This window comes from Neorhizobium sp. DAR64862/K0K3, from assembly GCF_050500185.1.
GTDB lineage: Bacteria > Pseudomonadota > Alphaproteobacteria > Rhizobiales > Rhizobiaceae > Neorhizobium > Neorhizobium soli.
In genome coordinates, this window is sequence record NZ_CP191450.1 from 585764 (window position 1) to 610204 (window position 24441).

Sequence of the window (24441 nt, forward strand, 5' to 3'; positions counted from 1 at the left end):
TACGAAACGCGGTCTCGCCGCCCAATATACATTCAATGCTGGTGTGAAATGACAGAAGCAGACGCGTTGGAGATCCTGCGGATCTCTGTCTGGGCAATGCTCCTTGCTTCAGCGCCCGCGGTTTTCACCGCGATGGCAGTCGGCTTGGTTATCAGCCTTGTCCAGGCTCTCACGCAGGTCCAGGAAAGCACGCTGAGCTTTGCGCCAAAAATTGTTGCTGTCTTTGTAGCGCTGGCAGTGGCCGCCCCGTTCATAGGCGGCCAACTCAATCTTCTCGTTGTCGAGATTTTCTCTCATGTGCAGTCGGGTTTCTAGGCCGGCTGCGATCTCAAGAGGTCAGGCGTCTGCAGTCTCTCGCACTTCGTCGAGCAGGAAGAACACGACCACATAGCGGGTCGCATAGGATCGGCCGCCCTCGGCATCGCCTGCGTCCGAACCTCCGTCGGCCGGGTGCCATTGCTGGTAGTGCGGATTGTTGGCGATCAGCGTGATCGCTTTGCCAGTACGGCTACCGCCAAGACGATAGCGTGTTTCCGCCAACGGCCAGACACGTTCGTAATCCTGTTGCGTGAGACGGACCTTAAGAGCATGGCGCGTTACCGTTTCGCCCTGCGAAACATCTCCCTTGCGGGCCACTGGAACCTCCAGCGAAACCTCCTCAGCCCCATCCAGTATGAAGTCAAATTCCTCAGGCCACGTCCGCTTCATGTAATCGCTCCTCCAAGCTATACCGAGGGTTGCCGACGACTGTATCGTCGTCTGCCGAGACAATATGCAAACATTATCCCCTTCTGAAAAGCATCAAACCGCCTACGGCCGCACTATTTCGTGAGGTTGCGCTTGGCGCCGACAAAATGTCTTACCAGGCCGCCACAGGGAAGGCGTCGATCGGGATCTTCAGGTACCTCACGCCGTTCGCCTCCTTTGGCGGCAGCTCTCCTGCCATCAGATTGACCTGCAGGGCATGCAGCATCAGTTTTGGAAACGGCAACGTTTTGTCACGGCTGATGCGGGACTGGATAAACTCGTCACGCCCTGACCGGAGGTGAATGTTCTGCGCCTTCTGTTGCGCGACGGTGCTCTCCCAGAGCGCTTCCCGCCCGCCATGACGATAATCGTGGCCGGTGAACAGCCGGGTGTCGTCGGGCAAGTTCAGGATTGCCTCGATCGACGACCACAGATCTTCAGCGCTGCCTCCGGGAAAATCGGCGCGGGCCGAACCGCTGTCGGGCATGAACAGCGTGTCGTGGATGAAGGTCGCATCACCGACCAGATACGTGATCGATGCCAGTGTGTGGCCGGGCGAATGCATGACGCGGCCCTCGATCTCACCGATCATGAACCGGTCGCCATCCGAAAACAGCCGGTCCCACTGGGATCCGTCGGTTGGCATCGCCGGCGCATTGTAGATGTCCTTCCATAGCGCCTGGACCTTGACCACGTCGGCGCCGATCGCGGTCGGCGCGCCGGTCTTCGACTTGAGGTATGCTGCTGCGGTGAGATGGTCTGCATGGGGATGCGTGTCGAGGATCCACGCGACGTCTAGTCCCTGCATCTGGATATGTGAAAGGAGCGCATCGGCGTGACGCGTGGCCGTGCTTCCGGATTTCTCGTCGTAGTCGAGAACCGGATCGATGATGGCGCATTTCTTCGTGGCCTTGCAGCTTACGACATACTGGATGCTGCCGCTACGCGCGTCGTAAAAACCAGCGACTTCGGGTTGGGCACTCATGGTGTAAAATCCGGCTTGTCAAACGCCTGCACTGGCGCGGCTTTATGATGGTCTGGCCACAGGATGTCCACGAGGCAGGTCTGATCGCAGCAACGCTGTGACAGGGGCAAGACGAGGACATCAAGCGTCACGGCGGCCCTCCTAAGTCAACCTCTCACGAACGTCAACTCGGAGCCCTTTGCAGCAATCTTGCTTACCAAGCGACAGGGCCAACGCGATAAGCCGCGCCATTGGATCGAGACCAGCCGAGCAGTTGTTCGCGCGTGGCAACGCGCTTGATTTTGCCCGTCGCAGCCATAGATCCACATCGTTGGCCGGCAAACAAACTGGTTGTGCCTGTGGCGCATGTCTCGGCGACCCTGAATGCGGCTGATGTGTGGTTCCGTTTGGCAACAGCGAGTACTTCCGCGGGGAGTACGGTTGCCTCGAGATCACGCGGGATCGGCAACCGACAGGATGAGCATATGCACAATCTTATCAGAAATCTCAGCTTGCACTTTATCACATGCCTTTTCGCGATCGGCGTCGTATCGCAGGCCCTCGCCGCTCCCGATGTCGTCAAAGTCGGGCCGGATCACTACCAGGGGACATGGCTGGAAATCGGGAGGACCCCGATGTTCCTGACCGACGGCTGTGTTGCCGGTTATTCCACCTACCGCAAGGGCAAAACCCCTGACACGGTCATGGTCGAAGACGGTTGTCGTGTCGATACTCCAACCGGGCGCCTTAAAACAATCAATGGGACCGGGAAGATTCAGGATTACGGAACGACGAACGCAACGATGCGCGTCCGCTATCCACTGCTCATCACCTTCACCTACCGCGTGCTCTACAAATCGCCGGATAAATCCTGGTTCATCAGCGCCAACCCGTCGATGTCGGACCTGTGGATCTATTCGCGAACCGTACCATCGAAATCCAAGCTCAACCGCATGGTGCGCAAGGCGAGCGAACTCGGCTACGACGTAAAGAAGCTGGAATTTCCGCCAGCCCGCTAGGCTGATTGGAAAGCGTCCGAACGGTTTGGCGTCCACGCGACAGGACAGCCGTTCGGAACGCGAGCTTCATTGCGGCTTCAAGCCTTGGTTTTATAAAGCTCGGCCCCTACCCTGCGACCAGCTTGAGAGACCGAATGGAGCTATGGGATCGAGCGCGCGGACTTCGTCACGGAGATTGTTTTCTACCAATATTTCAAGAATCCTTGAAGTCTTGAATAATTGTTGTTCTATCCTTTACAGGGCTTTGAAGGCCGGGCAAGCGCCCGCGCCTGGTCACTATCAGCGCGTATTGGACAAGGAATGAACTGGTGAACGAGCGACAGGTCCTTGATGCGTTTGGCGCACTGTCACAGCAGACCCGACTGCAGGTCATTCGCAAGCTCGTCGTCGCCGGCCCGGGCGGACTGGCGGCGGGTATGATTGCCGAAGCTGTGAACGTGTCGCCTTCCAACATTTCCTTTCATCTCAAAGAACTGGAACATGCGGGCCTGATCAGCGCTCAGCGGGAGTCACGCTCCATTGTCTACAGCGCGAATTTCGAGACCCTCAACGGCCTTGCCCATTTCCTGATGGAGAACTGTTGTTCGGGCCAATTTGACGCCGGTTGCGGACCTACAGAACTCGCAGGGTCTGGGTCATAGGAACCCTAAATGCGAACGTTTCAATCTTTTTCGATGGAGTATCCAAATGGCTGATCTGCCAGCGGCCTCGCTTGATCTCATTTCCCAGCCCGACCTTGAGGCACTTCGACCACCCTATTCGCAGCACAAGCCGCGGATCCTGATCCTCTATGGATCGCTGCGGAAGATTTCGTTCAGCCGTCTTTTGGCGGAAGAGGCATCACGGCTCCTCGAGCACCTTGGATGCGAGGTGAAGATCTTCAACCCCGAAGGTTTGCCCCTACCAGATGGCGCACCCGATACGGATCCGAAGGTTCAGGAATTGCGGGCGCTTTCTCTCTGGTCGGAAGGCCATGTCTGGGTCAGCCCCGAGCGGCACGGTGCGATGACCGGCATTATCAAGGCGCAGATCGACTGGATCCCCCTCACGACCGGTTCGGTGCGACCGACGCAGGGCAAGACGCTTGCCGTCATGCAGGTCTCCGGTGGCTCGCAGTCCTTCAACGCGGTCAATCAGTTGCGCATTCTCGGTCGTTGGATGCGGATGATCACCATTCCGAACCAGTCGTCGGTTGCCAAGGCATGGCAGGAGTTCGACACGGATGGCCGCATGAAACCCTCGGCCTACTACGATCGCGTCGTCGATGTCTGCGAGGAACTGGTCAAATTCACACTGCTGACCCGCGATGCGTCCGACTACCTGACAGACCGCTATAGCGAGAGGAAGGAAGAGGCCGCAAAGCTCGAACAGCGCGTGGATCTGAAGTCGATATGAGCGAGCGGCCGCCGATCGGCACTATCCTTGCCCTGGGCCTCACCCAGATCATCGGCTATGGAACTCTCTATTACAGCTTCAGCATTCTTGCACCCGATATGGCGCGAGACCTGAACTGGTCGACGGAGTGGATATTTGCCGCACTTTCGGCGGCACTTCTTCTGGGCGGCTTGACCGCTCCCTGGCTCGGCCGGGCCATTGATCATTTTGGCGCAGGACGGGTGATGACGGCCGGATCCGCGATTGCCGCGGCAGCGCTGGTCGCTTGTGCCTATGCGCCGGGCAAGAGCGGCTTCGTCGCCGCTTTGATCGTGATCGAGATCGCCGCCAATCTCGTACAATATGGCGCGGCCTTTGCGCTGCTGGTGCAGGCAAGCCCCCGCACCGCCCAGCGCAGCATCACCTATCTGACCCTCATCGCCGGCTTCGCCTCGACGATCTTCTGGCCCATCACAACGGCTCTGCACGCCCATCTGTCCTGGCAGAATGTCTACCTGGTGTTTGCCGGGCTCAATCTGCTCGTCTGCCTGCCTCTGCACGCCTGGCTGTCCTACGGCCTTGCCCAGGGGAAGTCGCAGAAACAGAACGGCACGGCGCAAGTCGTCGAAGGGTGCCTCAGCCCGGACGTCCGGCAGTTCGGGTTCAAGCTGATGGTGGTGGGGTTCTCTTTGCAATCTCTCGTCAGTGCGGCGATCCTGGTGCATATGGTGCCGCTGCTGTCGGGTCTTGGCCTTGGGGCCACGGCCGCCATTGTCGGCACGCTGTTTGGTCCGTCACAAGTGCTGAGCCGGTTTGCCAATATGGTGCTCGGCGGCAATCTGCCGCCGCTGGCTTTGGCAACGATTGCCGCCACGTTGATCCCCGGGGGTGTATTGATCCTCACCCTCACCGCTCCGTCGGTGACAGGCGCCATGGCGTTTGCCGTTGTCTTCGGTTTGGGCAACGGTCTTTTCAGCATCGTCACCGGCACCCTGCCGCTGATGCTGTTTGGCAGCGCTGGCTACGGCAGGCTGCAGGGCAAGGTCATGGCCGCACGATTGATCCTGTCCGCGACCGCACCGTTTGCGCTGGCGTTTGCCATGGCCCATATCGGTACGCTGTGGTCACTGACCATCACAACAGCGCTCGGGGCCTGTGCGATTGTCGCCTTCGTCGGGATTGCGCGACTGGAGCGCCGCCACAAGTCTGGCGATCATCTCGCCAGCCGTCCGGCCTGAACCAGTACGCCGGGATCCGTGCGTCCTTGGTTGCCCGCTGGGAGCGCTACACGGCCGGGCTTCCTGCCGATTTGGTAAAATATCTGCGGCCCATCCACAGTGCCATCTGTACCAAAAGGATCAGCACAGGAACCTCGACGAGCGGGCCGATGACGGCCGCAAATGCGACCGGGGACGCCAGGCCGAACGCGGCAATGGCAACCGCGATAGCCAGCTCGAAGTTGTTGCCGGCCGCAGTAAAGGCAACCGCTGTCGTGCGCGGATAATCCGTCCCCACCGACCTCGCCATCCAGAAACTGACAAGAAACATGATGAGAAAGTAGATCGTCAGCGGAATGGCGATCATCACCACATCGCCCGGCAGGCGGACCACGTCTCCGCCCTTCAGGCTGAACATGGCGACGATCGTGAACAGAAGGGCGGCCAGGGTCATAGGGCTGATCTTCGGGAGGAAGACATTCTCGTACCAGTCCCTGCCCTTGCTCGCGGTCAGCAAGCGGCGCGACAGATATCCCGCAAGGAACGGAATACCGAGATAGATCAACACCGCTTCCGCAATCGTCCAGAACGAGACGTCAATCACACTGCCTTCAAGACCAAACAGCGGAGGCAGGACGGACAGGAAGAACCACGCATAGACGCTGAAAAACAGGATCTGGAAAATCGAATTGAAGGCAACGAGACCCGCGACATACTGGTTGTCGCCCCGGGCAAGCTGGTTCCAGACGAGAACCATTGCAATGCAGCGGGCAAGACCGATCAGGATGAGGCCGGTCATGTATTCCGGATAGTCCCGCAGGAAGATCACCGCCAGCGCGAACATCAGCACCGGACCGATAATCCAGTTCTGCAGGAGAGAAATCGCCAGAACCCGCTTGTCGGCAAACACCTGAGGGAGTTCCTCAAAGCGCACTTTCGCCAGAGGCGGATACATCATCAGGATGAGGCCGATTGCAATCGGAATATTGGTGGTGCCGACGGACAGGCTGTCGAGCGCTGCGGGCAGGCCGGTAAAGACAGTTCCGAGCAGCACACCCAGTGCCATGGCGGCAAAAATCCAGACGGTCAGATAGCGGTCGAGGAACGACAGACGCAGTGTTGGTTCTTCGGGACGCATGGCGGCCTCCTTGGCAGATAGACATCGTCCGCAGCCTTGCCATGAAGACTGGGGTCGCACGGGTTCGGCTTAAATGGCGTGCGTTAGACGACGCGACGGCCGGTCTGGTCGACGACGACTTCGCCGCCTTCTTTCGCAAACGCAGCCTGCTGGCCAGCTGGGAGAATATCCAACACCGCTTCCGATGGTCGGCACAGCCTGACACCGGCAGGCGTGACGACGATCGGGCGGTTGATCAGGATGGGATGGTCCATCATGGCATCGACCAGTTGCTCATCGGACAAGGAAGGGTCGCCCAAACCGAGTTCGGAAAACGGCGTTCCCTTTTCGCGAAGAAGATCGCGCGCGGAAATTCCCATCCGGTCGATCAACTGCTTAAGCAGCGCGCGCGCTGGCGGGGTTTTGAGATACTCAACCACATGGGGTTCGATGCCGGCGTTGCGGATCATCGCAAGCGTGTTGCGCGAGGTCCCGCAGTCCGGGTTGTGGTAGATGACGATATCGATGGGGTTAGTCATGCAACGTCAGGCCTTTTGTTTGTCGATCCTTCGAGCTGACCGATTTCCTGAAGCTTGGCGGTCAAGCTTATCCTTTCGAGGCTTTCCAAAGGCAGCGCGGCGAAAGCTGCGATACGCAGCTTCATGTAGCGAAACGCTGTGGTGAAGGCGATGCGCTTTTCCGCGTCGGTACCCTCGACTGCAGCAGGATCCTCGATACCCCAATGGGCGGTCATTGGTTTTCCCGGCCAGACCGGGCAGGATTCGCCAGCAGCGTTGTCGCAGACCGTAAAGATAAAATCCAATTGCGGAGCCTCGGCACCCGCAAACTCGTCCCAACTTTTTGACCGAAGTCCCTCCGTGGGAAACTTGTGGCCAACAAGCACATCGAGCGCCATTGGGTTGACGTTGCCTTTAGGCTGGCTTCCCGCCGAGTAGGCATTGAATTTCCCAGCGCCAATTTTTCGCAGAACACTTTCCGCGAGGATCGATCTCGCAGAGTTGCCGGTGCACAGAAACAGGACGTTGAATGTCTTGTCGGTCATGAGAGCGCCTTTCCCGGAGGGCAGCACGGGGTGAGTTCCGCAATCAGCGGCGCGCAGAGCTCTGCGTTTCCGCCACAGCAGTCCTTGAGAAGGAAGAGCACCAATTCCCGTAACGTCTCCATCTCCACACGGTAGGTAACGACGCGGCTTTGGCGCTGCGAAGAAACAAGACCCGCGCGTGACAAGATGTTGAGATGCGCAGACATCGTGTTTTGTGGCACCGCGAGCGCGCGCGCTATGTCACCTGCGGGCAGTCCATCCGGTTCATGCCTGACAAGCAGGCGAAAAGCTTCGAGCCGGGTTGGCTGAGCAAGCGCAGCAAGGGCGAGAATAGCGACTTCTGATTCCATATATCCAGAATACTGGATTTATGGAATCAGTCAAGATGCGTGTTCCGGGTCGTCTTCTTACGATCGACGGCAGGTACTCGTGTTCAGAACCAGGAAGTCAGTGCGATTTCCGCCGGCCAGCGCTTGCGTAGATCAGCGCTGCCACCACAACCAGCAAACCCTGGAAGAGATACTGGTAGGTCTGGGTCAGCCCCAGGAATGTCACCGCGTTCAGCACTTCGGTCAGAAGCACGGCTCCGAGAAGGGTTCCGATGAAGGTTCCCCGCCCGCCCGAAAGGCTCGTTCCGCCCAGAACGACTGCGGTGATGCTGGCCAGCGTGTAGTTCACGCCCTGGCGCGGGTCACCGACACCGATCTGCGTCATCAGCATGATGGCACCGACAGCGGTCAGCAGCGAACAGGCGATATAGCCGCCGATGAAGGTGAGTTCGACAGGAATGCCGGCCCGGCGCGCAGATTGTTCATCGGATCCGACCGCCCGCAGACGCCATCCGGCCCGGGTCCGGCGCAGCAAGAATTCGGCGCCGACCGCTGCAACAACCAGTACCAGAAAGGCGACCGGGAAAGGACCCAATTGCCAGTTGACCCAGTCGGTGACCGTCGCGCTGATATAGCCATCCGGATTGTCACGCAGCAGGAAGCTGCAGCCCTGGATCGCGATATACATGGCGAGCGTCGCGGCAATCGGGGTGAAATTCGCAAATCGGATCAGCACACCGTTGATAGCCCCGGTCACAAAGGCGCCGGCAAACATCAGGAGGAAGCCGACCGCCATCATCGCAGTGGAATTGTCGTCGGTAATGAAGAATGACGCGACCACGACCAGAAATCCGGCGAGAGGACCGACCGAAAGATCGATCCCGCCCATCAGCAGCGCCACTGTCTGGCCCATCGCAATAAAGCCGAGTGCGGTCGCCAAAAGCAGGATGTTGTAGATGTTGTAGACAGAGAAGAAGTTCTCGTTCTGGCCATAGACATAGAGCCCAAGGAGCACGGTCACGATGGCAAGCGGGACCGCCGGAGCATTGTCCGACCGCAGCAGGTCGCGCCATCGGCTGCCGGTACTCGGCTGTGCCACCGTCAAACTGCTGTCGCCATGCGTCTCCGCTCCAACGGCCGCAGCGACTATGCGTTCTTCGGTGACGTCGTCACCTTCAAGGATCTCGACCACATGCCCGCGCGACAGCACGACGACCTTGTCGCACAGACCTTCGAGCTCCACGGCATCGGAGGAGTTCACCACAACCGGCGTCCCTGCCTCCGAGACTTCGCGCAGAATTCGGTAGATTTCAAACCGGGCTCCGACATCCACACCTTGCGTCGGTTCGTCGGCAATGATCAGTCCCGGCTCGGACAAAAGTGCGCGGGCCATGACCACTTTTTGCTGGTTGCCGCCCGACAGCGCAAAAATCGGCGCTTCGATCCCGGGCGTCTTGACCGCCAGCTCACTGAAGATCGCACCGACCTGCGCCAGTTCCTTCTTGCGGCTCATCACGCCACCGACCGCGAACTTCTCAAGCGCGGAATAGGTTGCGTTTTCCCGAACGGTCAAACTGCCGGCGACACCTTCGACGTGGCGATCCGACGGCATGAAGGCCGCCTCATGGAGGAGTTCCGGTTGGGCGAGTGCGCGCCCGCGTAAGACGATCTGCCCCTCGGCAGGCCTCAGCCCTGCCAGCACCCGCATCAGTTCCGGCTGACCGTTGCCGGCGACACCGGCGATCCCAACGATCTGCCCGCGCGGCACGTCGAAGCTGATGTTCTTCAGGTCCCTGTTGGTGATGCCCATCACGGACAGACCGGTCTCCGTATCGGCCGATGACGCTTTCGGCGGGAATGCCGATTCCAGAGTACGCCCGACGATAAGCCCGACCAGATCGGCATCGCTGATCTCGCCGATGACGGCGGAGCCGCGCACGCGACCATCCCGAAGCACGGTGACCCGATCGGCAATCTGGCGAAGTTCGGCCAGGCGGTGGGTGATGTAGATGACCGATGTGCCAGCGGCCGCCACCTCGCGGATGCGGGCAAACAGCATGTCGGTCGAATCCTGGTCGAGCGAGGCGGTGGGTTCGTCCAGGATCAGCACCTTCGGCTCGAGCGCCAGCGCCTTGGCGATCTCAAGCAAATGCTTCTGCGCAACCGTCAGACCGTCGGCGCGCATGCCAAGAGGGAGATGCAGGCCGACCTTGGCAAGCACGCGCCGGCCCACATCGTCGGGCTTTGCGCCCGCAAACACCGAGGCTGGCAAGGCCACGCGCAGGTTTTCCAGGATCGACAGATCGTCCAGAATGGCAGGATGCTGGAAGCAGATGCCAATCCCGTGGGACTTGGCGATTTCCGGGGTCATTTGCTGTACGGCGCGGCCTTCGAAGTGAATCTCTCCCTCGGTCGGCTGCAGCGTTCCGGAAATGATGTTCATCAGGGTCGATTTGCCGGCGCCGTTCTCGCCGAGAAGGGCATGCACTTCGCCGGCCCGGAATTCCACGCTGACATCGGCCAGTGCCGCGACAACCGAGAAATATTTCGAGATGCCCGAAAGGCGGATCACCACATCCCGAGCGTCCAGCGCCACGTCTTGACTGTTTCGTGCCAACATTATTTGCAATCCGTCCTGGTGACAGAGCCCCGGAAGGTAAACCCTCCGGGGTCAGCGATGCGTAAGTTTCAGTTACTGGCCGACGGCCTTTGCCTGGTCTTCCGGCTTCAGCGCCGAGGACATGTAGATGGCGCCCGGCAGATCCTTGCGGCACTGAACGGCATTGGGCTTGCCCGATACGGAATCCTCATAAGCAGGCGCCTCGAAGATCTGCTCCTTCGGCTTTTCGCCGCCGGTTGCAAGCGCGACGGCCCACTGCACGGCCAACCGGACATTGTCGTTACCGGTGGCGACGGTGAACAGCTTGAAGTCCGGGTTGCTGGCGTGATTGTCCTGCCAGAAGCAGCCGAGCGAGTTGCCGTCCGACGTGGCAAGCGCCGGGATGGACTTGCCCTGCTTGGTGAAGGCCGGCAGAGCACCGACCAGCGACGGGCCGAAATCGGACACGATGACGTCGATCTTGGCGTTCTTTGCGATTTCGGCGGTCAGCACCTTTTGCGTCAGCGCCGGATCCCAGTTGGTGACGGCAAAGGGCGCCTGATTGACGAAGACATACTCAGGCCCGAGCACGCTCTTCAGGCCTTTCAGCTCATCCAGGCCCTGGCTGTTGCCGGCAGGTCCGCTGAGGAACAGGACATTGCCACCCTTGGGAAGCACACCCTTGATCCACTTGCCCCAAGTGACGCCGTCGTTTTCGAAGGACGAGCCGATGAACTTCGAATAATTCATGCCTTCCTTGCCGCCAACAGCGACGCGGTAGGGCACAATGATCTTTCCGGCCTTGAAGACGCTGGTGATGGCCGGCAGCATGGCCGGGCCGGCGTCGCCAAAGACGACCAGTGCATCGACGCCCTTGGCGGCCATACCCTTGATGTCGGAGATTGCCTTCTGGGTGTCGCCCTGGCCGTCGGCATACTCATACTTGGTGATACTGGGGCACAGTTCGACGGTCTGCTTGCCGGATGCCGTCGTCACCTGACGCCAGCTGTTGCCGCCGTAACCGTCAAGAAGGGCAAGCGTCGCCTTCTTGGGCCCGCACCAGGACGGTGTCTCCGCCTTTGCCAGACCCGCACCTCCCAGTGCGATGACCGCAGTCGCAACCGAGACTGCCAGGCCCTTCTTCAAATTTGCATAGTTCATGTCTGCTCCTCCACTTGTTATTGTTAGGTTGTTTTTCTGACTTTCCCGCTCCACCGGAGCGAGTAGACGCCGATGCCGAAACCGAGGGCCAAAGCCTGGATGATGGTTTGCGCTGAATAGGGCACACCGACCGACAGCGCGAACTGGCTCAGCTGGTTGAGGAAGAAGGCCGCCAGCACCGTCGAGATGGGAAAACCGCGCCCGCCGAGCAGCGACGTGCCTCCCAGCACGACGACGGCAACCGACGGCAGCAGCAGGCTATCGCCTTGGAAGGCCGTGGGTTCGCGGGTGATGCCGGCAATCAGGACGCCGGCCAGGCAATAGAATAGCTGGGCATAGACATACGCCATCATCTGATAGGAGCGCACGCGCAGGCCTGCGGCCTCTCCGGCAGCAGGGCTTGCGCCGATCGCCTCGAACCGGCGGCCGCCCACGGTCTTTTTCAGCATGAAGGAGACCAGCGCGGTGGCGCCGAGGGCGAAGTAGACGGCATTGGGCAGGCCGAAGGTTTCGCCGCCGGCAATATTGGCGAGCAGGCCCGTCGTAACAGACGGCACCCCGCCCGACATGGCAAAGACGGTCGCATAAAGCAGTGCGTTGGTGCCAATCGTCGCAATGATCGAGTTCAGGCGGAAGATGCTGACGAGCGCGCCATTGAGAAAGCCTATCGTCAGATTGAAGGCCAGCGCCAAGAGCACCGCCTGATACAGCAATCCGTCATTCTGCTGCGGGTAATGGGTCGAGACCACGACGGCGAGAGAGACGGCACCGGGAAGCGAGAGGTCAAAGCCGCCCTGCTGAACCACCATCAACTGGCCGAGGCCGACAATGGCAATGATCGCCGCAAACGGAAGACTGCCTGACAGGGCACCCCAGGATACGCTTGAGGGCGCAAAGACCAGGCAGGCGACCAGAAGGACCATGGTTGAGAAGACCACGGTCACGAAACTCCGCGTCAGCTTCATCCGGCCTGGGGCATAGCTGTCCGCCCGTGTGGGGATTGTTGAGACTGCACTCACCGGTCGGCTCCTTTTGATGATCGCACCTCACCTGAGGCGATGGCCGGGCGGCGCAAACCGATCTCTTCGGCGGCGTTGGACGCCGCCTTGAAGTCTGCAAAGAGACACGTCGGTTTGTCAGCAAAATCAGGCATCGCGTCCTCCTCCCAGAGCCGGTTATGGTTCATACCTGGAGGAAGCAATCTGCTGGACAGATCCTTGGCATCGTCGGCCTCAGCCTCAAGCTTCGGCAAGCCTGTAGCTGGCTCCGAACCGCTGCGCGGTCAGAACTTCACAAGGCACGATGATTTGCGGATTGCCCAAATTCTTGCTCCTCCAAGAATTTGTCACTCTGACCGGTCAGCATCTCTTGCTAAAACAAGTACGCAATCCGGCGCTTCAAATACGTCAGGAAATTCTCTCCTCCGAACTCCTTCCGATCAACTGTATGTATTTTGAAGACTACGAAAACCCTGAAAATATCCGCTTTGGATAAGTGTATTCGAGACGGGAAACATATCAGTGCACCCTCAGCCCGCCGGGATGCTGGCCGCATAGGTTTCGATCAGCAAAGCGGCGTTTTCTGGTTTCGCCTCAAGCGTGTTCGCCTCGATCTCATAGGCAAGGTCTACGACCCGCTGATTGATCGGGGCCGTCCGGCCATGCGCTTTCAGCGTGTCGATGACCCAGCCGTTGACCTCCTGGATCTCGGCCCGCCGGCCCTTCCGCCAGTCCTGCAGCGAGGTCGTGAGCGTATCGGCTTGCGAGAAGACGGTGAGCACCTCCTCGAAGATCTGGTCGACGTAGCGCTCCGGATGGTTTGTGGTGACCGGTGGCATGCCGATGATCGGGACGATCTTTGCGCCATCGGCAATCGCCGCCTGCATGGCCTCATAGCCGGCCGCCCGCATCACCTCTAGCATTCCCGTGCTGCGGGCTGCATCGCCGAGCGGCAGGTTGACGATGGCAGACGGAATAAGTTCGGCGGCGTTGACGACGAGCTTCATCCATTTGGCGGAGCGGATATCATCCGTCACCTCGACGGTCCCTGTGCAGCGCAGAAGTTCGGCGACCGACTCCACCCTCTCCTGGGTCTGCGGATCGAGGGCGCCGAGCGCAAACCAGGATGTGTCGTGATCGTTCTGCCGGTTGGTGACGCCGGGTACGAACATGTTGGAAGCGATCTCTATGACGGCGCCGATAGTCCGCTCCCGCCCGACGATGGCCGCGATGTCCTCGTGCGTCATGCCGTTCTGGAGGCCGATGACCAAGCCGTCCGTGGCCAGCACCGGCTCGATCAGTTGGGTCGCCCATTTCGTGTCGTAGGCTTTGACCACCAGGAAGACGAGATCGAACGGCTCCTTGATCTCCGCGACTTCGCAGAGATGCAAGGCCTTGACCCTGGCGTTGATCGTCCGGGTCGGTAGATTGACGGTGATCCCATTTTCCCGGATCGCGTTCACATGGTCGGGCCATTGCTCGATGAAGGTCACGTCATGACCGGCGAGCACGAAGTCCGCTCCGATCGATGCGCCCTGTGCGCCGGTTCCGAGAAAAGCAATTCTCGGCGTCTTGCTGAAATGGGAGGTCATGCGATGGTCTCCTAGAAGGGCATGAAGGCGGGGCCGCGCCGCGCTTATCCGCGGTCAGGCGACACGTGTGGTCAGCAGATATAATCGACCTGATGGCGGGCGATCCGGATGCCCTCGAGCTCTGCCCGCACCTTCGCGTGCGCCGGATGGTCCGCGTAAAGCTTGAGAGCGGCTTCGTCGTCGAACTCGGAGTAGAGAACTACGTCGCAGGCATAGGAGATGCGGCTGATGTCCAACCCCACCTCAATTGCACTCAAACCAGGGATCTGTCCTTTGAGGCCTTCGAATTTGGTCTTGATCAGACGCGCAGAGGCGATTTTTTCCTCGGGCGTCTCGCCGCGCACGTTCCACATGACGATGTGCCTGATCATGGCTTGTCTTTTCGCTCGGATGAGCCGTCGTCCACGACGTGGGCCGCGCCCAGTTCACGAAGCCAATCCGATATCACCTGCCAGTATTCACTAAGCCACTTGCTCATCGCTACCCCCTCCCAAGGGCCGTTCATTATAGGACGTTATTCTGGTCGCTGGCCCTCGTAAGCCCCGGCTAGGAGCTGGTGCAAACCATCCTTTTCCAGCACTCGCGGGTTCCAGTAGGCGTTGGCCATGGCCTGCTCGACGGCAGGATCGATGCCGTCGTCCGGCATGCCCATAGTTTTAAGAGCCATCGAAGCCCCCAGTCCTTGAGCCAAATCAAACAGCCCCGTTGCCGCATCCTTTGCGGAGAGCGCCTGCGCAATACGCGCCATGGCTTCCGGCGCGGCCGGTGCGTTATAAGCGACCGCATGCGGCAGAAGTGCCGTATGCATGGGGGCGTGCGGCAGGTTGAACATGCCGCCGAGCGTGTGGCAAAGCTTGTGGTGCAACGCCATGCCGACGGATCCAAGGCACACGCCACAGAGCCAGGCCCCATAGAGCGCGTCCGCCCTGGCATCCGGATCATCCGGGCGACGGGCAATGATGGGGAGCGCGCGGGCAATCGCGGCAATCCCCTGCTCCGCCATCAGCGAAACAATCGGGTTGGCCTCGCGGGCATAAAGCGCTTCCACCGCATGCGCCACGGCATTGATGCCGCTTGTCACCGACATGGCAACCGGCAGGGTGAGAGTGAGGTCCACGTCGTAGACGATGACCTCGGGAAGGATGCGCGGGTCGGATTTCGTCACCTTACGGCCATTCTCCGTCTCACCCAGAATGGGCGTCGCTTCAGACCCGGCATAGGTCGTCGGCACGACGATCTGCGGAAGGTCGGTGCGAAAGGCGATCGCTTTACCAAGCCCTGTCGTGGACCCGCCGCCGATCGACAGAACCGCATTGGCCCCGAGCCGCTCGACCTCACGCAAAGCATCGGCCGTCACGTCGACCGGCGTATGCATCTGCGCCTTGGAATACAGCCCGGCAAAGCGCGAGCCCAGAACCTCTGAAATCCCTTGCGCCTGGTCTTCCTGTTCGGGCGTTGAAAGCACCAGCACCCGGTCGGCCGACAATCGCTCGGCCTCTTCCGCCAGGCGAGAGATCGTTCCACGCCCGAAAATCACGCGGGCCGGATTTCCATTATAGATGAAATTGTCCAAGCCTGGCTCCTATCTCGACTGGTCAGGTCGCACGAGGATGAAATCGAACTCCGAACGCCACAGCGTGTCGCCGTCTTCAAGGCGGTCGAACGGTGCGACGAGGGTCGACTTGACGCCAAACACCGCGTCGGATTCGAGATACGCATCACCACCGACAAACGTATGCGTCACCAGCTTCTGATAGCCTTCGGCTCGCACCATGTAGTGCATGTGAGCCGGGCGATATGGGTGCCGTCCCAGATGCGCGAGCATCTCGCCCACAGGACCGTCGTCGGGAATGGGGTAGGACACCGGCTTGATGCCGATGAAGCTGTAATGTCCGTCGGCCCCGGTGACGAATACGCCGCGATTGTTCCATTTCGGCTGAATGTCGGGCTGCTGGACGTCATAGTAGCCGTCGGCATTGTCGGACCACACGTCGATCCGCGCCCCCTCGATCGGCGTGCCCTCGAGATCGAGCACACGGCCGAGGAACAGGCAGCTCTCGCCCTTCCCGTCCAGACAGATCTGCGCGCCCATCTCCCTCACCGGGGCGCCTTCGACATGGAACGGCCCAAACACGGTGTTTTCCGTTGCACCCTCGGGCCGGCGGTTGTTGATCGCATCCACCAGCATCGACAGACCGAGCGTATCGGACAGAAGAATGAACTCCTGCCGCTCCTGCGTGCAGATCTGGCCGGTGCGGGTGAGAAACCCGATCGCCGTCTCCCACTCATCCTGCGTCAGTTGGACCTCCCGGGCAAAGTCATGCAGATGCTTCACAAGGCTCGCCATCACTTGCGCAAGACGCGGATCAACGTCAGCGCCCATGCGCGCATTGACGGTGTCGACCGAGTTCGTCTCCGTAAAGTAACCGATGTCCGCCATGGCCTGTCGATCTCCTTGCTGGTCGCGTGGTCCTGTCATCACGGAATGATCCGGTCGGCGCGCAGGCGATCGAAGGCGTCCGTGCAGGATTCCGTCGTGTCCTGGTAGGCAAGGAAACCGGCCTTGCGGCTGCGGGCCATGTCGTTGAACGTCTCCACCTGCCGGCCAAGGTCGGCGTCCGTGTGCCAGAAAGAGGCGACGCGCGAGAGCGCATTTTCCTTGAGGCCGTGCTTCTTCACGAGCGCATCCCAGATCGGCGCTGCATCGGCCGTCTTCGTCTCGAGCGGCTGCGGAGAGCCCGGATAGTCCGCGGCTTCGATGCCGAAATAGGCGGCGATCCGCGGCCAGAGCCATTTCCAGCGAAACACGTCACCATTGACCACATTGAACGCCGTGTCGGCAGCTGCTGGCGTCGTTGCGGCCCAGGCCAGATGGTTGGCGAGGATGCGGGCATCCGTCACGTCGGTTGCCGCCTGCCATTGCTCGGCGGATCCGGGAAACACGAAGGGCATCCCGGTTTCCTTGCAAAGAGAGGCATAGACGCCAAGCGTGGCCGCCATGTTCATGGCGTTTCCGACCGCATAGCCGATCAGGGTGTGCGGCCGATGCACCGACCAGGTGAACCCTTCGCGGGCTGCCGCCGCAAAGACCTCGTCTTCCTGCACATAGTAGAAGTTCTGGTTGGGAAGGCGCTCCTGCTCTTCGCGGAACGGCGTCTGCGGCGCGACTTTCGCATAGTTCTCGAAAGGCCCAAGATAATGCTTGGTGCCGGTAACGAGGGCGACATGGTTCACACCTCGGCCACGAAGGGCATCGAGAACGTTGCGGACGATCGCACCATTCACATTGCAGTTCTCGTCTTCCGTCGCCTGCCGCGACCAGGCGGTGATGAACACATGGGTGGGCCGGATACCCTCGAGGGCGGCAGCGACGGAGGCAGCGTCGGTGAGGTCGCAGGACAGGGTCCGGACAGCGGCAATCGGGCTTTGCGACCGGGACAGACCGGAAATCTCCCAGCCGCCTTGGGCCAGCAGATATTCGGCAAGATTGCTGCCGGCAATGCCGGTCGCACCGACAATGAGAGCGTGATGTGTCATGTCCTCATCCATTCAAAAGAGTGATCTTGATGCTCTTGGTCGCGTCCTTGCCAAAGGCAAAGGCTTGCACCGCATCTGTCAGAGCATAGTCATGGGTCTGGATCGGCGAGAGGTCGATGCCCGTTCGCTCCAGGAAGCGGATCGCGGCCGGCCAGACGCCGGGCGAGCCGATACAGCCCCGGACCGTCACATTCTTCATCTGGATCTGGCCGATGACAACAGGGACTTTGCGGCCGATGTTGATGCCGACCATCGACATGCGCCCATCTTCTCTTGCGTAGTCGAACGCCGCCGCAAGCGAGGCATCATGTCCGGAGGCTTCGACCACCAGATCAGCGCCATGACCACCGGTCATCTCGCGGATCCGATCTGCCGCGCCGCCATCGGATGGATCGATCGCAGCGTCTGCGCCGAGTTTCAGTGCCACATCGCGACGGGTTGCGAGCGGATCAACGACGATGACGCGCGCACCCATGCCAATCGCAGCCGCTGCCGACACCAGGCCGATCGTTCCGCCGCCGGAGACGACGACCGTCTCGCTGGCATTGGTGCCGCCGGACCGCAGCACCGCATAGAAGCCGCAGGTAAACGGCTCGATCAGCGCCGCCTTCTTGTCGTCCACCGCGTCCGGCAGCTTATGCAGCCACTCCGGATTGACGGCGAAGAACTCCCGGTCGGCGCCGCTTATCGAAAAACCGAAATGATGAAGCCGCTCGGGCGTGCGCACCACGCATTCGCCGACGACACGGTCTCCCGCCTTGAAGCCCGTGACGTTGCGACCGACCTCGACGATCTGGCCGCTCCACTCGTGGCCGGGCGTCACCGGATAGGAGATCGGAATGATGTAGCGACCGGCCAGAAGTTCGTAATCCGAATGACAGATGCCGACGGCACGGGTTCGGACGAGGACCTCGTTTGCGGAAATCTCCGGCATGCCCAGATCGGCAATGACCGGCTTGTCCGGTGCTTCGAATACCAAGGCTTTCATGATGCTCCTCCCAAAGCCAATCTCAAAGTTGCTCGACTGCGCCCGAGCGGGCAGACAGGATGATCGCTTCGAGCAGCGCAATATTGTCGATCATTTCTTCGCCGCTGATCGGATAGGTCTCTCTGCCGCGGACAGCGCGCGCAAAAGCCCGCAGGTTGTCCCGGACCGGCTCGGCCGGTGACACTTCGCGGGTCGTGATCGGCTGGCCCTTCCAGCCCTCGGTGACGATCCACCCATCCGGCGATTCCACATGCGCTTTGTCCCGCACCTCGATCCAGCCGAGCGTGCCGAACACCGCAAAGCGCGAGATGAACGGCGTTGCAAGTGTGGCGGACACATAGGCCGACCCGCCGGACTTGAAGCGGATATGCGCACTCATGGTGTCGCCCTGCGGGATTTCCGACGCGAGGTTTTCGCAGATGACGCGGACATCCTTCGCCGGCCCCATCAGCTTGACGGAGAGGTCCGTCAGATGGATGCCGGTGGCAGTCATGCCGCCCGCCGGCGCCTGTTCGGCATCGAGCCGCCAGTTGGACGGATCGAGCCCCAGGAACTTGTCATGGCTGAAATTGGCTTCGATCTGCAGTAGGCGGCCAAGGCGGCCCGTGGCCGCGGCATCAAGGATCTCGGCAATCGGCGGTTCAAAGCGGCGCTCGTGTCCCATGCCAAGCACCAGACCGGCCTTCTCGCACAGCGCGACAGAGGCTTCGGCGTCCTTCCTGGTCATCGCAAGCGGCTTTTCGCAAAAGACATGCTTGCCGGCGGCAACCGCCTGCGCGATCTGGCTCTGGTGCAGCGAATGTGGCGTTGCCAAAATCACGGCCTCGACCTCGGGATCGGCAAGCGCCTCGCCGAGTTCGGAGGAGAAACGCATGCCCCGTTCCGCGGCAAAGCCCTGCTCTGCCGGGTTGGGGTCGACGCCATGCACGAAGTGCATTTCAGCACCTCCCGCATTGACCAGCGTCGCCATTTTCTTGCCCCACCAGCCAAGGCCGACAATGGCCGCCTGGACGGGTTTTCCCTCGTAGCCGCTCATCGGTTGTCCACCCGCTTGGCAAAGGGATGGATGTTTACCGACGCCCAGACGCCGGCAGCATTGAACGGATCTGCCTGGTTGAAGGCCACCACCTCGTCCTTCGTGTCGGCCTCGAGCAGGAACAGCGAGCCGATCATCGTCTCGTTGTCGTCGGCGAGAAGAGGACCGGAGATTACGGTCTTTGTCTTGGCCGATGCCAGATAGGCCTTATGGGCATCGTAATGGGCGAGGCGCTTGTCAACGGCGCCGGGATGGTCGAGGCAATGAACGATGTAATGCATGATAACCCTCTTGGATCAGGCTGTTTCAAGTGCTGCAGACCGCCCGCAAATCACCTTTGGTCGGACGGATCTGCGTGGCGGCCGCGCTTGTCACGGTCCGCGGCAAGCGCAGGGTGTCAGCCCTGCATGTTGACCAGAATCTTCATGTGTGACGCATTGGGATCGAGCAGAGCCTCGAAACCCTTCTCGACCACATCCTCCGGCGAGATCTGCGCGGTCACAATCTGCTCAACCGGAAAGATGCCGGCGCCGATCATCTGGGCTATGCGTGGCCAGATCGTCACCGGATAGCACCACGTCGCCTCCACTGTGATGTCCTTCAAGGCCCAGAGCATGGCGTCGATCGAGGCAGGTTTGACATGCAGGCCGACCTGGACGACCGTGCCTCGGCGCTTGACGGCCTTGACGCAGAGATTGAGAGAGGCTTCCGCGCCGACACATTCGAGCGCCACATCGACGCCGACGCCGTCTTCGGTATGCTGTCGGAAAAGGCTTTCCGTATCCGTTTCGCGCGGGTCGAAGACGATCGCCTCCGGGACCAGCTTCTGAGCCAGCGCGCGGCGGTTTGGATTGAGTTCGGAAACGAAGATCGTCGTCGCACCGGCTGCGCGGGTCGCCAGAAGGACCAGAGCTCCGATCGGCCCGACACCGGACACGAGGACCGTGCTTCCGGCCTCGACACCGCCGCGATCGACGCCATAGAGCGCGACCGCCGCCGGTTCGATCATGGCCGCCTGAACGTCGCTGACGCTGTCAGGGACCGGAAAGACGTTGTAGCTGTTGACGACAGCGCGCTCGCCCATGCCGCCCCAGTCCCAGGACAGGCCGACGCAGGCCATTTTCTCGCTGAGATGATATTGACCGCGGCGCCCGTAATAGTCGTCGCGTGGGGAGATGAGTGGCTGCACCGACACGCGGGTTCCGGGCGAAACATGCGTTACGTTGCGCCCGACTTCAAGGACGCGCGCCGAGAATTCGTGGCCGAGAATCTGTGGCAGTGTTGCGCCCGAATAGACATGAGGCGTGCTCGGCGTGACGATCGGTCCGGCAATGTATTCATGCAGGTCGGTCCCGCAAATGCCACAGACCAGCGGCTCGATCAGCACCATGTCGTCCCCGAGCGGACCCGACGGCGCCGGGACATCCTCCACCCGGATGTCTTTCTGTGTATAGTAGCGAACGGCTTTCATCTGACTGTCCTTCCCGAAATAACTGCATCTGCCTGCGCTGCCAGCCGCGCCCTGCCAATCTCCGATGTCATGAGGCGACATGGCGGCAGTGGCCTCACCAACGCATTGCCGAGGTTTGCTAGCGGCGAATATCCAAATTTCTGAAATGATCGTCTTGCATGGCGGATCCTCCTCCGATCCTCGACATATCCTGCGAAACACACGGCACAGGGGAACGACGCTCGACAGCGCGCGCACCATGATCCTTGTTGTCAGCTAAGTTCCTCCCACGGAACGCTGAACGGTCCGACTTCAGGCTAGTAGATAACGGAACCCGTCACAGCCCCCCTTTTGTCCAGAATGGATATTTTGCAGAGAGCATTCGGTAGGCTGTCGCCCTAGTGTTTGGAGGGAGGAAATGTCTGGTCCGCGCTGATCGATGCGCGCGCTGGGCGTATGGATCCCCGGGCGATGGCCAGATCGGTGGTCCGTCACAGCCTGTTGTCGATTGGGACGGGAGGACGCAATGAACGAAGAAATTTCAGTCGGCTGGGCTGGCATAGGCAAGATGGGCGCTCCGATGAGCCGCCGGGTACTGGAAGCCGGTTACCGGCTTCACGTCTATGAACCCTTGCCCGAAAATCGGGCGACGATCGTTGCGGAAGGCGCCAATGTCGCCCACACGCTTGAGGATCTGGCCGCGAAATCCGACGTCGTGATCCTGACTATTCCCAACGACGCCGTTTTGCGCGACCTCATCTTCGGCAAGGGCGGCCTTGCGAGCGTCATGAAAACCGGCCAGACGCTGGTGGAAATGAGCACTGTGTCGCCCGCGATCTCCGCCGAAGTGAATGAAGCCATGAGCGCATGCGGCGTCCATTACCTGCGCGCACCGGTCTCGGGCAGCACGGCGACCGCGTCTGCGGGAACCCTTTCGGTCATGGCGTCAGGTCCGGAAGACGCCTACAAGCGCCTCGATCCTATCTTTGGTTGCTTTGCCTCGCGTCGCTTCTATGTCGGCCAGGCCGAGGAGGCCCGCTATCTGAAGCTCGTCCTCAACGCCTTGGTGGGCGCCACATCGGCTCTGCTGGGCGAAGCGCTGACGCTCGGCCTCAAGGGAAACCTCTCGGTTGAGACCATGCTCAATGTCATTTGCGAAAGTGCAGTTGCGTCGCCTTTGATCGCCTATAAGCGTGACCTTCTGGTCCAGCGCAATTTCGATCCGGCATTTTCGGTGTCGCAGATGATGAAGGACTTCGACCTGATCCTCGACGCGGCCCGGGCAGACCATATCCCGATGTACATGGCATCGATGATCCGTCAGCAATACGAGACCGCCTTTACGGAAGGGCTGGCTGAAAAGGACTTCTTTGTGCTGTTCGAGCAGTCCGAACGCCGCGCGGGTCTGCTGCCGCCAGCGGAAAAATAATCACCACATTCGCGTCAGCACCTGGAGCGCCTAGCCAAGAGGCGCTGCAATGGCTACGAACATCGTCTAGTGACGCGACGGACGGGGGGCCGACGTGAACGACTACGAAATGCTGCGGGTGATTGAGTTCCTGGACAAGACCCGGCGGCCCTTCGGCGACGTGATCGGCGGATTCGACGAAGACCCCGGCTGGAAAATCGTGGTCTTTCTCATCAAGGCCCATATCCACAGCCAGACTGTCGCCATCTCAACGCTCGGCCAGGAATCCGGCCTGCCCTACGCAACTTCCATGCGGCTGATCAATCGCATGGTGGACAGTGGCTACATTTTGAAAGTCCCCAAGGGGCCCGGCGCCAAGACCTTCTCCCTGCAACCGAGCGAAAAGCTCCTGCAGTCCTTCCAGGCTTATGCCGGAAAGACGAAGTCCCTGCTTGCCCAGACGCTCGGCCTGCGCGGCGGCGAGCAGGAGGAAGACTATTACTTTGGCGGGACCCCGTTGGGCTCGCAGATCATCCCGCCCATGCGACTGGTGCAGAAGCGGGTCGAGTCGCATATCGAACTGCGCTTCCTCCTCAACGACGACAACTACTTTTCGTCCATGCGCAACATGTGGGCCGACTTCCGCAACAACCTCGCATCGAAGAAGAACTTCGACCTTCTGCCACTGCCAGATCTCTATCGCCGCATCCTGGACAATCGCAACAAACCGGTCTCTGACTACGATGTTCTCGCCATCAACATGCCCTGGCTTGGCGAGTTTGCCGAAAAGGACATCATCCGCCCCTTTGATGCCCTGATTCAGAAAACCGGTATCAACCCGCTCGACTTCCATCCTTCCATCTGGTCGACGGCCCGTTGGGATGGCCAGGACTATGGCGTTCCGGGCTACTGCACGATTGAGATCCTCGCCGCCCGGCGGGACCTGTTTGCCGATGCCGGGCTGGATTTCCCGCGAAAGTTCGAGGACGTGCTTGCCGCAGGCCGGCATTTCCACGCCCCGCAGCACGGCATGTATGGCGCAGTCTGGGACGGTGCCCGCGGCATGCCGATCGCGTCGAGCTTCATGTTCTTTCTCGGCGCCTGCGGCCAGCCGACCATTTCACTGCGCAAGTCCCGGGCGGGCTTTACGCTGGAGGGCGTAAACCTTGAAGAACTGCACTGTACCATCCAGTCGGATGCCGCCCTCTCCGCGCTGGACTTCATGCGGCGCCTGATCGAGATCTCGCCGCCGGGCATTCTCAACATGGCGTGGGACAAGACGCTTGACGTGTTCATGAAGGGAAAGGCCAGTCTCGGCTATTTCTGGACGATGCGCGCGGCGAGGTTCGAGTACGACGTCCAGTCCGTGGTCAAGCGGCGGGTCGAGTACCTGCCACAGCCCTCCGGGCCTGGCGGCACCCGCGCTTCGCCGATCGGCGGTTTCCTTTTCTGCATTCCGTCCAATCTGCCCGAAGCCCGGGTGGAACTTGCCGCCGACGCAATCGCCTGGATGGCGTCGCGCGAGGCCATGAAGGCCCATGTCAAGAACGGCTTTCCGATCGCCCCGCGCTTCTCGGTGAGTGCGGACCCGGAAGCTGCGGCGAGTTCGCCGATCGTGCGTTTTGTCGATCAGCTCGCGAAGAAGAACCTGCTGCACACCTGGCAGCGACCCAATATTCCGCAATATTCAGCGATCGAAAGGATCCTTGGCGAGGAAGTGCATGACGCATTGTCGGGGGCAAAGTCAGACAGGACAGCATTGGCGGATGCGGCCGATCGGATCAACCGGGAGCTTAAAGCCTCAGGGAAACGACGCACCGGGCCTGCGAGCTAGAAAAGGAC

26 protein-coding genes are annotated in these 24441 nt (G+C 60.5%); 7 read left to right on the forward strand and 19 right to left on the reverse strand.

Features of this window, described 5'->3' with window-relative positions; genetic code table 11:
- The first annotated feature begins 48 nt into the window (after positions 1–48).
- The gene (gene fliQ, locus ACQY1L_RS19535) at positions 49–315 is read left to right on the forward strand and encodes a flagellar biosynthesis protein FliQ (protein WP_062459823.1); all 267 of its coding nucleotides are present in this window, start codon (positions 49–51) and stop codon (positions 313–315) included.
- 21 nt (positions 316–336) lie between these two features.
- Here the strand turns inward: fliQ and ACQY1L_RS19540 are convergent, their stop codons facing one another.
- Positions 337–708 (reverse strand): hypothetical protein, encoded by a 372-nt coding sequence (locus tag ACQY1L_RS19540; RefSeq protein ID WP_062459825.1) that lies wholly within the window; start codon positions 706–708, stop codon positions 337–339.
- Positions 709–859: 151 nt separating this feature from the next.
- Positions 860–1732 carry an MBL fold metallo-hydrolase gene (locus ACQY1L_RS19545; RefSeq protein ID WP_174197741.1) on the reverse strand — a complete coding sequence of 291 codons (873 nt, stop codon included), beginning with the start codon at positions 1730–1732 and terminating at the stop codon, positions 860–862.
- Between the two features lie 464 nt (positions 1733–2196).
- Between ACQY1L_RS19545 and ACQY1L_RS19550 the strand changes: the two genes are divergently transcribed.
- From ACQY1L_RS19550 to arsK, 4 genes are all read left to right on the forward strand, one after another.
- Complete coding sequence (locus tag ACQY1L_RS19550) at positions 2197–2730, forward strand: lipocalin family protein (RefSeq protein ID WP_430245700.1); 534 nt, start codon at positions 2197–2199, stop codon at positions 2728–2730.
- Positions 2731–3038: 308 nt separating this feature from the next.
- Positions 3039–3371, forward strand: a complete 333-nt coding sequence (locus tag ACQY1L_RS19555; RefSeq protein ID WP_325264969.1) for a metalloregulator ArsR/SmtB family transcription factor — start codon at positions 3039–3041, stop codon at positions 3369–3371.
- 46 nt (positions 3372–3417) lie between these two features.
- The gene (gene arsH / locus ACQY1L_RS19560; protein ID WP_184655801.1) at positions 3418–4125 is read left to right on the forward strand and encodes an arsenical resistance protein ArsH; all 708 of its coding nucleotides are present in this window, start codon (positions 3418–3420) and stop codon (positions 4123–4125) included.
- Positions 4122–5342 carry an arsenite efflux MFS transporter ArsK gene (gene arsK / locus ACQY1L_RS19565; RefSeq protein ID WP_325264973.1) on the forward strand — a complete coding sequence of 407 codons (1221 nt, stop codon included), beginning with the start codon at positions 4122–4124 and terminating at the stop codon, positions 5340–5342. The genes arsH and arsK overlap by 4 nt, the downstream gene beginning before the upstream one ends.
- Before the next feature lie 46 nt (positions 5343–5388).
- Here the strand turns inward: arsK and arsB are convergent, their stop codons facing one another.
- The 17 genes from arsB to ACQY1L_RS19650 all read right to left on the reverse strand — a co-directional run bounded on the left by arsB (position 5389) and on the right by ACQY1L_RS19650 (position 21212).
- Positions 5389–6459, reverse strand: a complete 1071-nt coding sequence (gene arsB, locus ACQY1L_RS19570) for an ACR3 family arsenite efflux transporter (RefSeq protein WP_192087359.1) — start codon at positions 6457–6459, stop codon at positions 5389–5391.
- A gap of 83 nt (positions 6460–6542) precedes the next feature.
- Positions 6543–6977 (reverse strand): arsenate reductase (glutaredoxin), encoded by a 435-nt coding sequence (arsC, locus tag ACQY1L_RS19575; protein WP_430245704.1) that lies wholly within the window; start codon positions 6975–6977, stop codon positions 6543–6545.
- Entirely contained in the window at positions 6974–7501 is a 528-nt protein-coding gene (locus ACQY1L_RS19580; protein ID WP_430245706.1) for an arsenate reductase ArsC, read from the reverse strand. Before ACQY1L_RS19580 ends, arsC begins: the two co-directional genes overlap by 4 nt.
- Positions 7498–7851 (reverse strand): ArsR/SmtB family transcription factor, encoded by a 354-nt coding sequence (locus tag ACQY1L_RS19585; protein WP_082471771.1) that lies wholly within the window; start codon positions 7849–7851, stop codon positions 7498–7500. Before ACQY1L_RS19585 ends, ACQY1L_RS19580 begins: the two co-directional genes overlap by 4 nt.
- 97 nt (positions 7852–7948) lie before the next feature.
- Entirely contained in the window at positions 7949–10450 is a 2502-nt protein-coding gene (locus ACQY1L_RS19590) for an ATP-binding cassette domain-containing protein (RefSeq protein WP_430245709.1), read from the reverse strand.
- 72 nt (positions 10451–10522) lie between these two features.
- A complete protein-coding gene (locus ACQY1L_RS19595) occupies positions 10523–11590 on the reverse strand; it encodes a substrate-binding domain-containing protein (protein WP_062459847.1) in 1068 nt (355 codons plus the stop codon).
- Between the two features lie 23 nt (positions 11591–11613).
- On the reverse strand, positions 11614–12609 hold the full coding sequence (locus ACQY1L_RS19600) for an ABC transporter permease (protein WP_200943513.1): 996 nt from the start codon (positions 12607–12609) through the stop codon (positions 11614–11616).
- Positions 12606–12842, reverse strand: a complete 237-nt coding sequence (locus ACQY1L_RS19605) for a hypothetical protein (protein ID WP_062577932.1) — start codon at positions 12840–12842, stop codon at positions 12606–12608. The genes ACQY1L_RS19600 and ACQY1L_RS19605 overlap by 4 nt, the downstream gene beginning before the upstream one ends.
- A 276-nt stretch (positions 12843–13118) precedes the next feature.
- Complete coding sequence (locus ACQY1L_RS19610) at positions 13119–14180, reverse strand: ketopantoate reductase family protein (RefSeq protein ID WP_062577928.1); 1062 nt, start codon at positions 14178–14180, stop codon at positions 13119–13121.
- A 71-nt stretch (positions 14181–14251) separates the two neighbouring features.
- Complete coding sequence (locus ACQY1L_RS19615; RefSeq protein WP_062577927.1) at positions 14252–14551, reverse strand: Dabb family protein; 300 nt, start codon at positions 14549–14551, stop codon at positions 14252–14254.
- Positions 14552–14694: 143 nt separating this feature from the next.
- Positions 14695–15753: a maleylacetate reductase gene (locus ACQY1L_RS19620; RefSeq protein ID WP_430245715.1), complete on the reverse strand. Its 1059-nt coding sequence runs from the start codon at positions 15751–15753 to the stop codon at positions 14695–14697.
- Between the two features lie 9 nt (positions 15754–15762).
- On the reverse strand, positions 15763–16620 hold the full coding sequence (locus tag ACQY1L_RS19625) for an intradiol ring-cleavage dioxygenase (RefSeq protein ID WP_430245717.1): 858 nt from the start codon (positions 16618–16620) through the stop codon (positions 15763–15765).
- Positions 16621–16658: 38 nt separating this feature from the next.
- Positions 16659–17717, reverse strand: a complete 1059-nt coding sequence (locus ACQY1L_RS19630) for an SDR family oxidoreductase (protein WP_430245719.1) — start codon at positions 17715–17717, stop codon at positions 16659–16661.
- Positions 17718–17721: 4 nt separating this feature from the next.
- Positions 17722–18705, reverse strand: a complete 984-nt coding sequence (locus tag ACQY1L_RS19635; RefSeq protein ID WP_430245721.1) for a zinc-dependent alcohol dehydrogenase — start codon at positions 18703–18705, stop codon at positions 17722–17724.
- Between the two features lie 22 nt (positions 18706–18727).
- A complete protein-coding gene (locus tag ACQY1L_RS19640; protein ID WP_430245723.1) occupies positions 18728–19741 on the reverse strand; it encodes a Gfo/Idh/MocA family protein in 1014 nt (337 codons plus the stop codon).
- Entirely contained in the window at positions 19738–20022 is a 285-nt protein-coding gene (locus ACQY1L_RS19645; RefSeq protein WP_062459867.1) for a YciI family protein, read from the reverse strand. Before ACQY1L_RS19645 ends, ACQY1L_RS19640 begins: the two co-directional genes overlap by 4 nt.
- Before the next feature lie 116 nt (positions 20023–20138).
- Complete coding sequence (locus tag ACQY1L_RS19650) at positions 20139–21212, reverse strand: 2,3-butanediol dehydrogenase (protein ID WP_062459869.1); 1074 nt, start codon at positions 21210–21212, stop codon at positions 20139–20141.
- A gap of 505 nt (positions 21213–21717) precedes the next feature.
- Here ACQY1L_RS19650 and ACQY1L_RS19655 point away from each other — a divergent pair.
- Both ACQY1L_RS19655 and ACQY1L_RS19660 read left to right on the forward strand, forming a co-directional pair.
- Complete coding sequence (locus ACQY1L_RS19655) at positions 21718–22620, forward strand: NAD(P)-dependent oxidoreductase (RefSeq protein WP_062459871.1); 903 nt, start codon at positions 21718–21720, stop codon at positions 22618–22620.
- Between the two features lie 94 nt (positions 22621–22714).
- On the forward strand, positions 22715–24433 hold the full coding sequence (locus tag ACQY1L_RS19660) for an extracellular solute-binding protein (RefSeq protein ID WP_062577913.1): 1719 nt from the start codon (positions 22715–22717) through the stop codon (positions 24431–24433).
- Positions 24434–24441 lie beyond the last annotated feature (8 nt).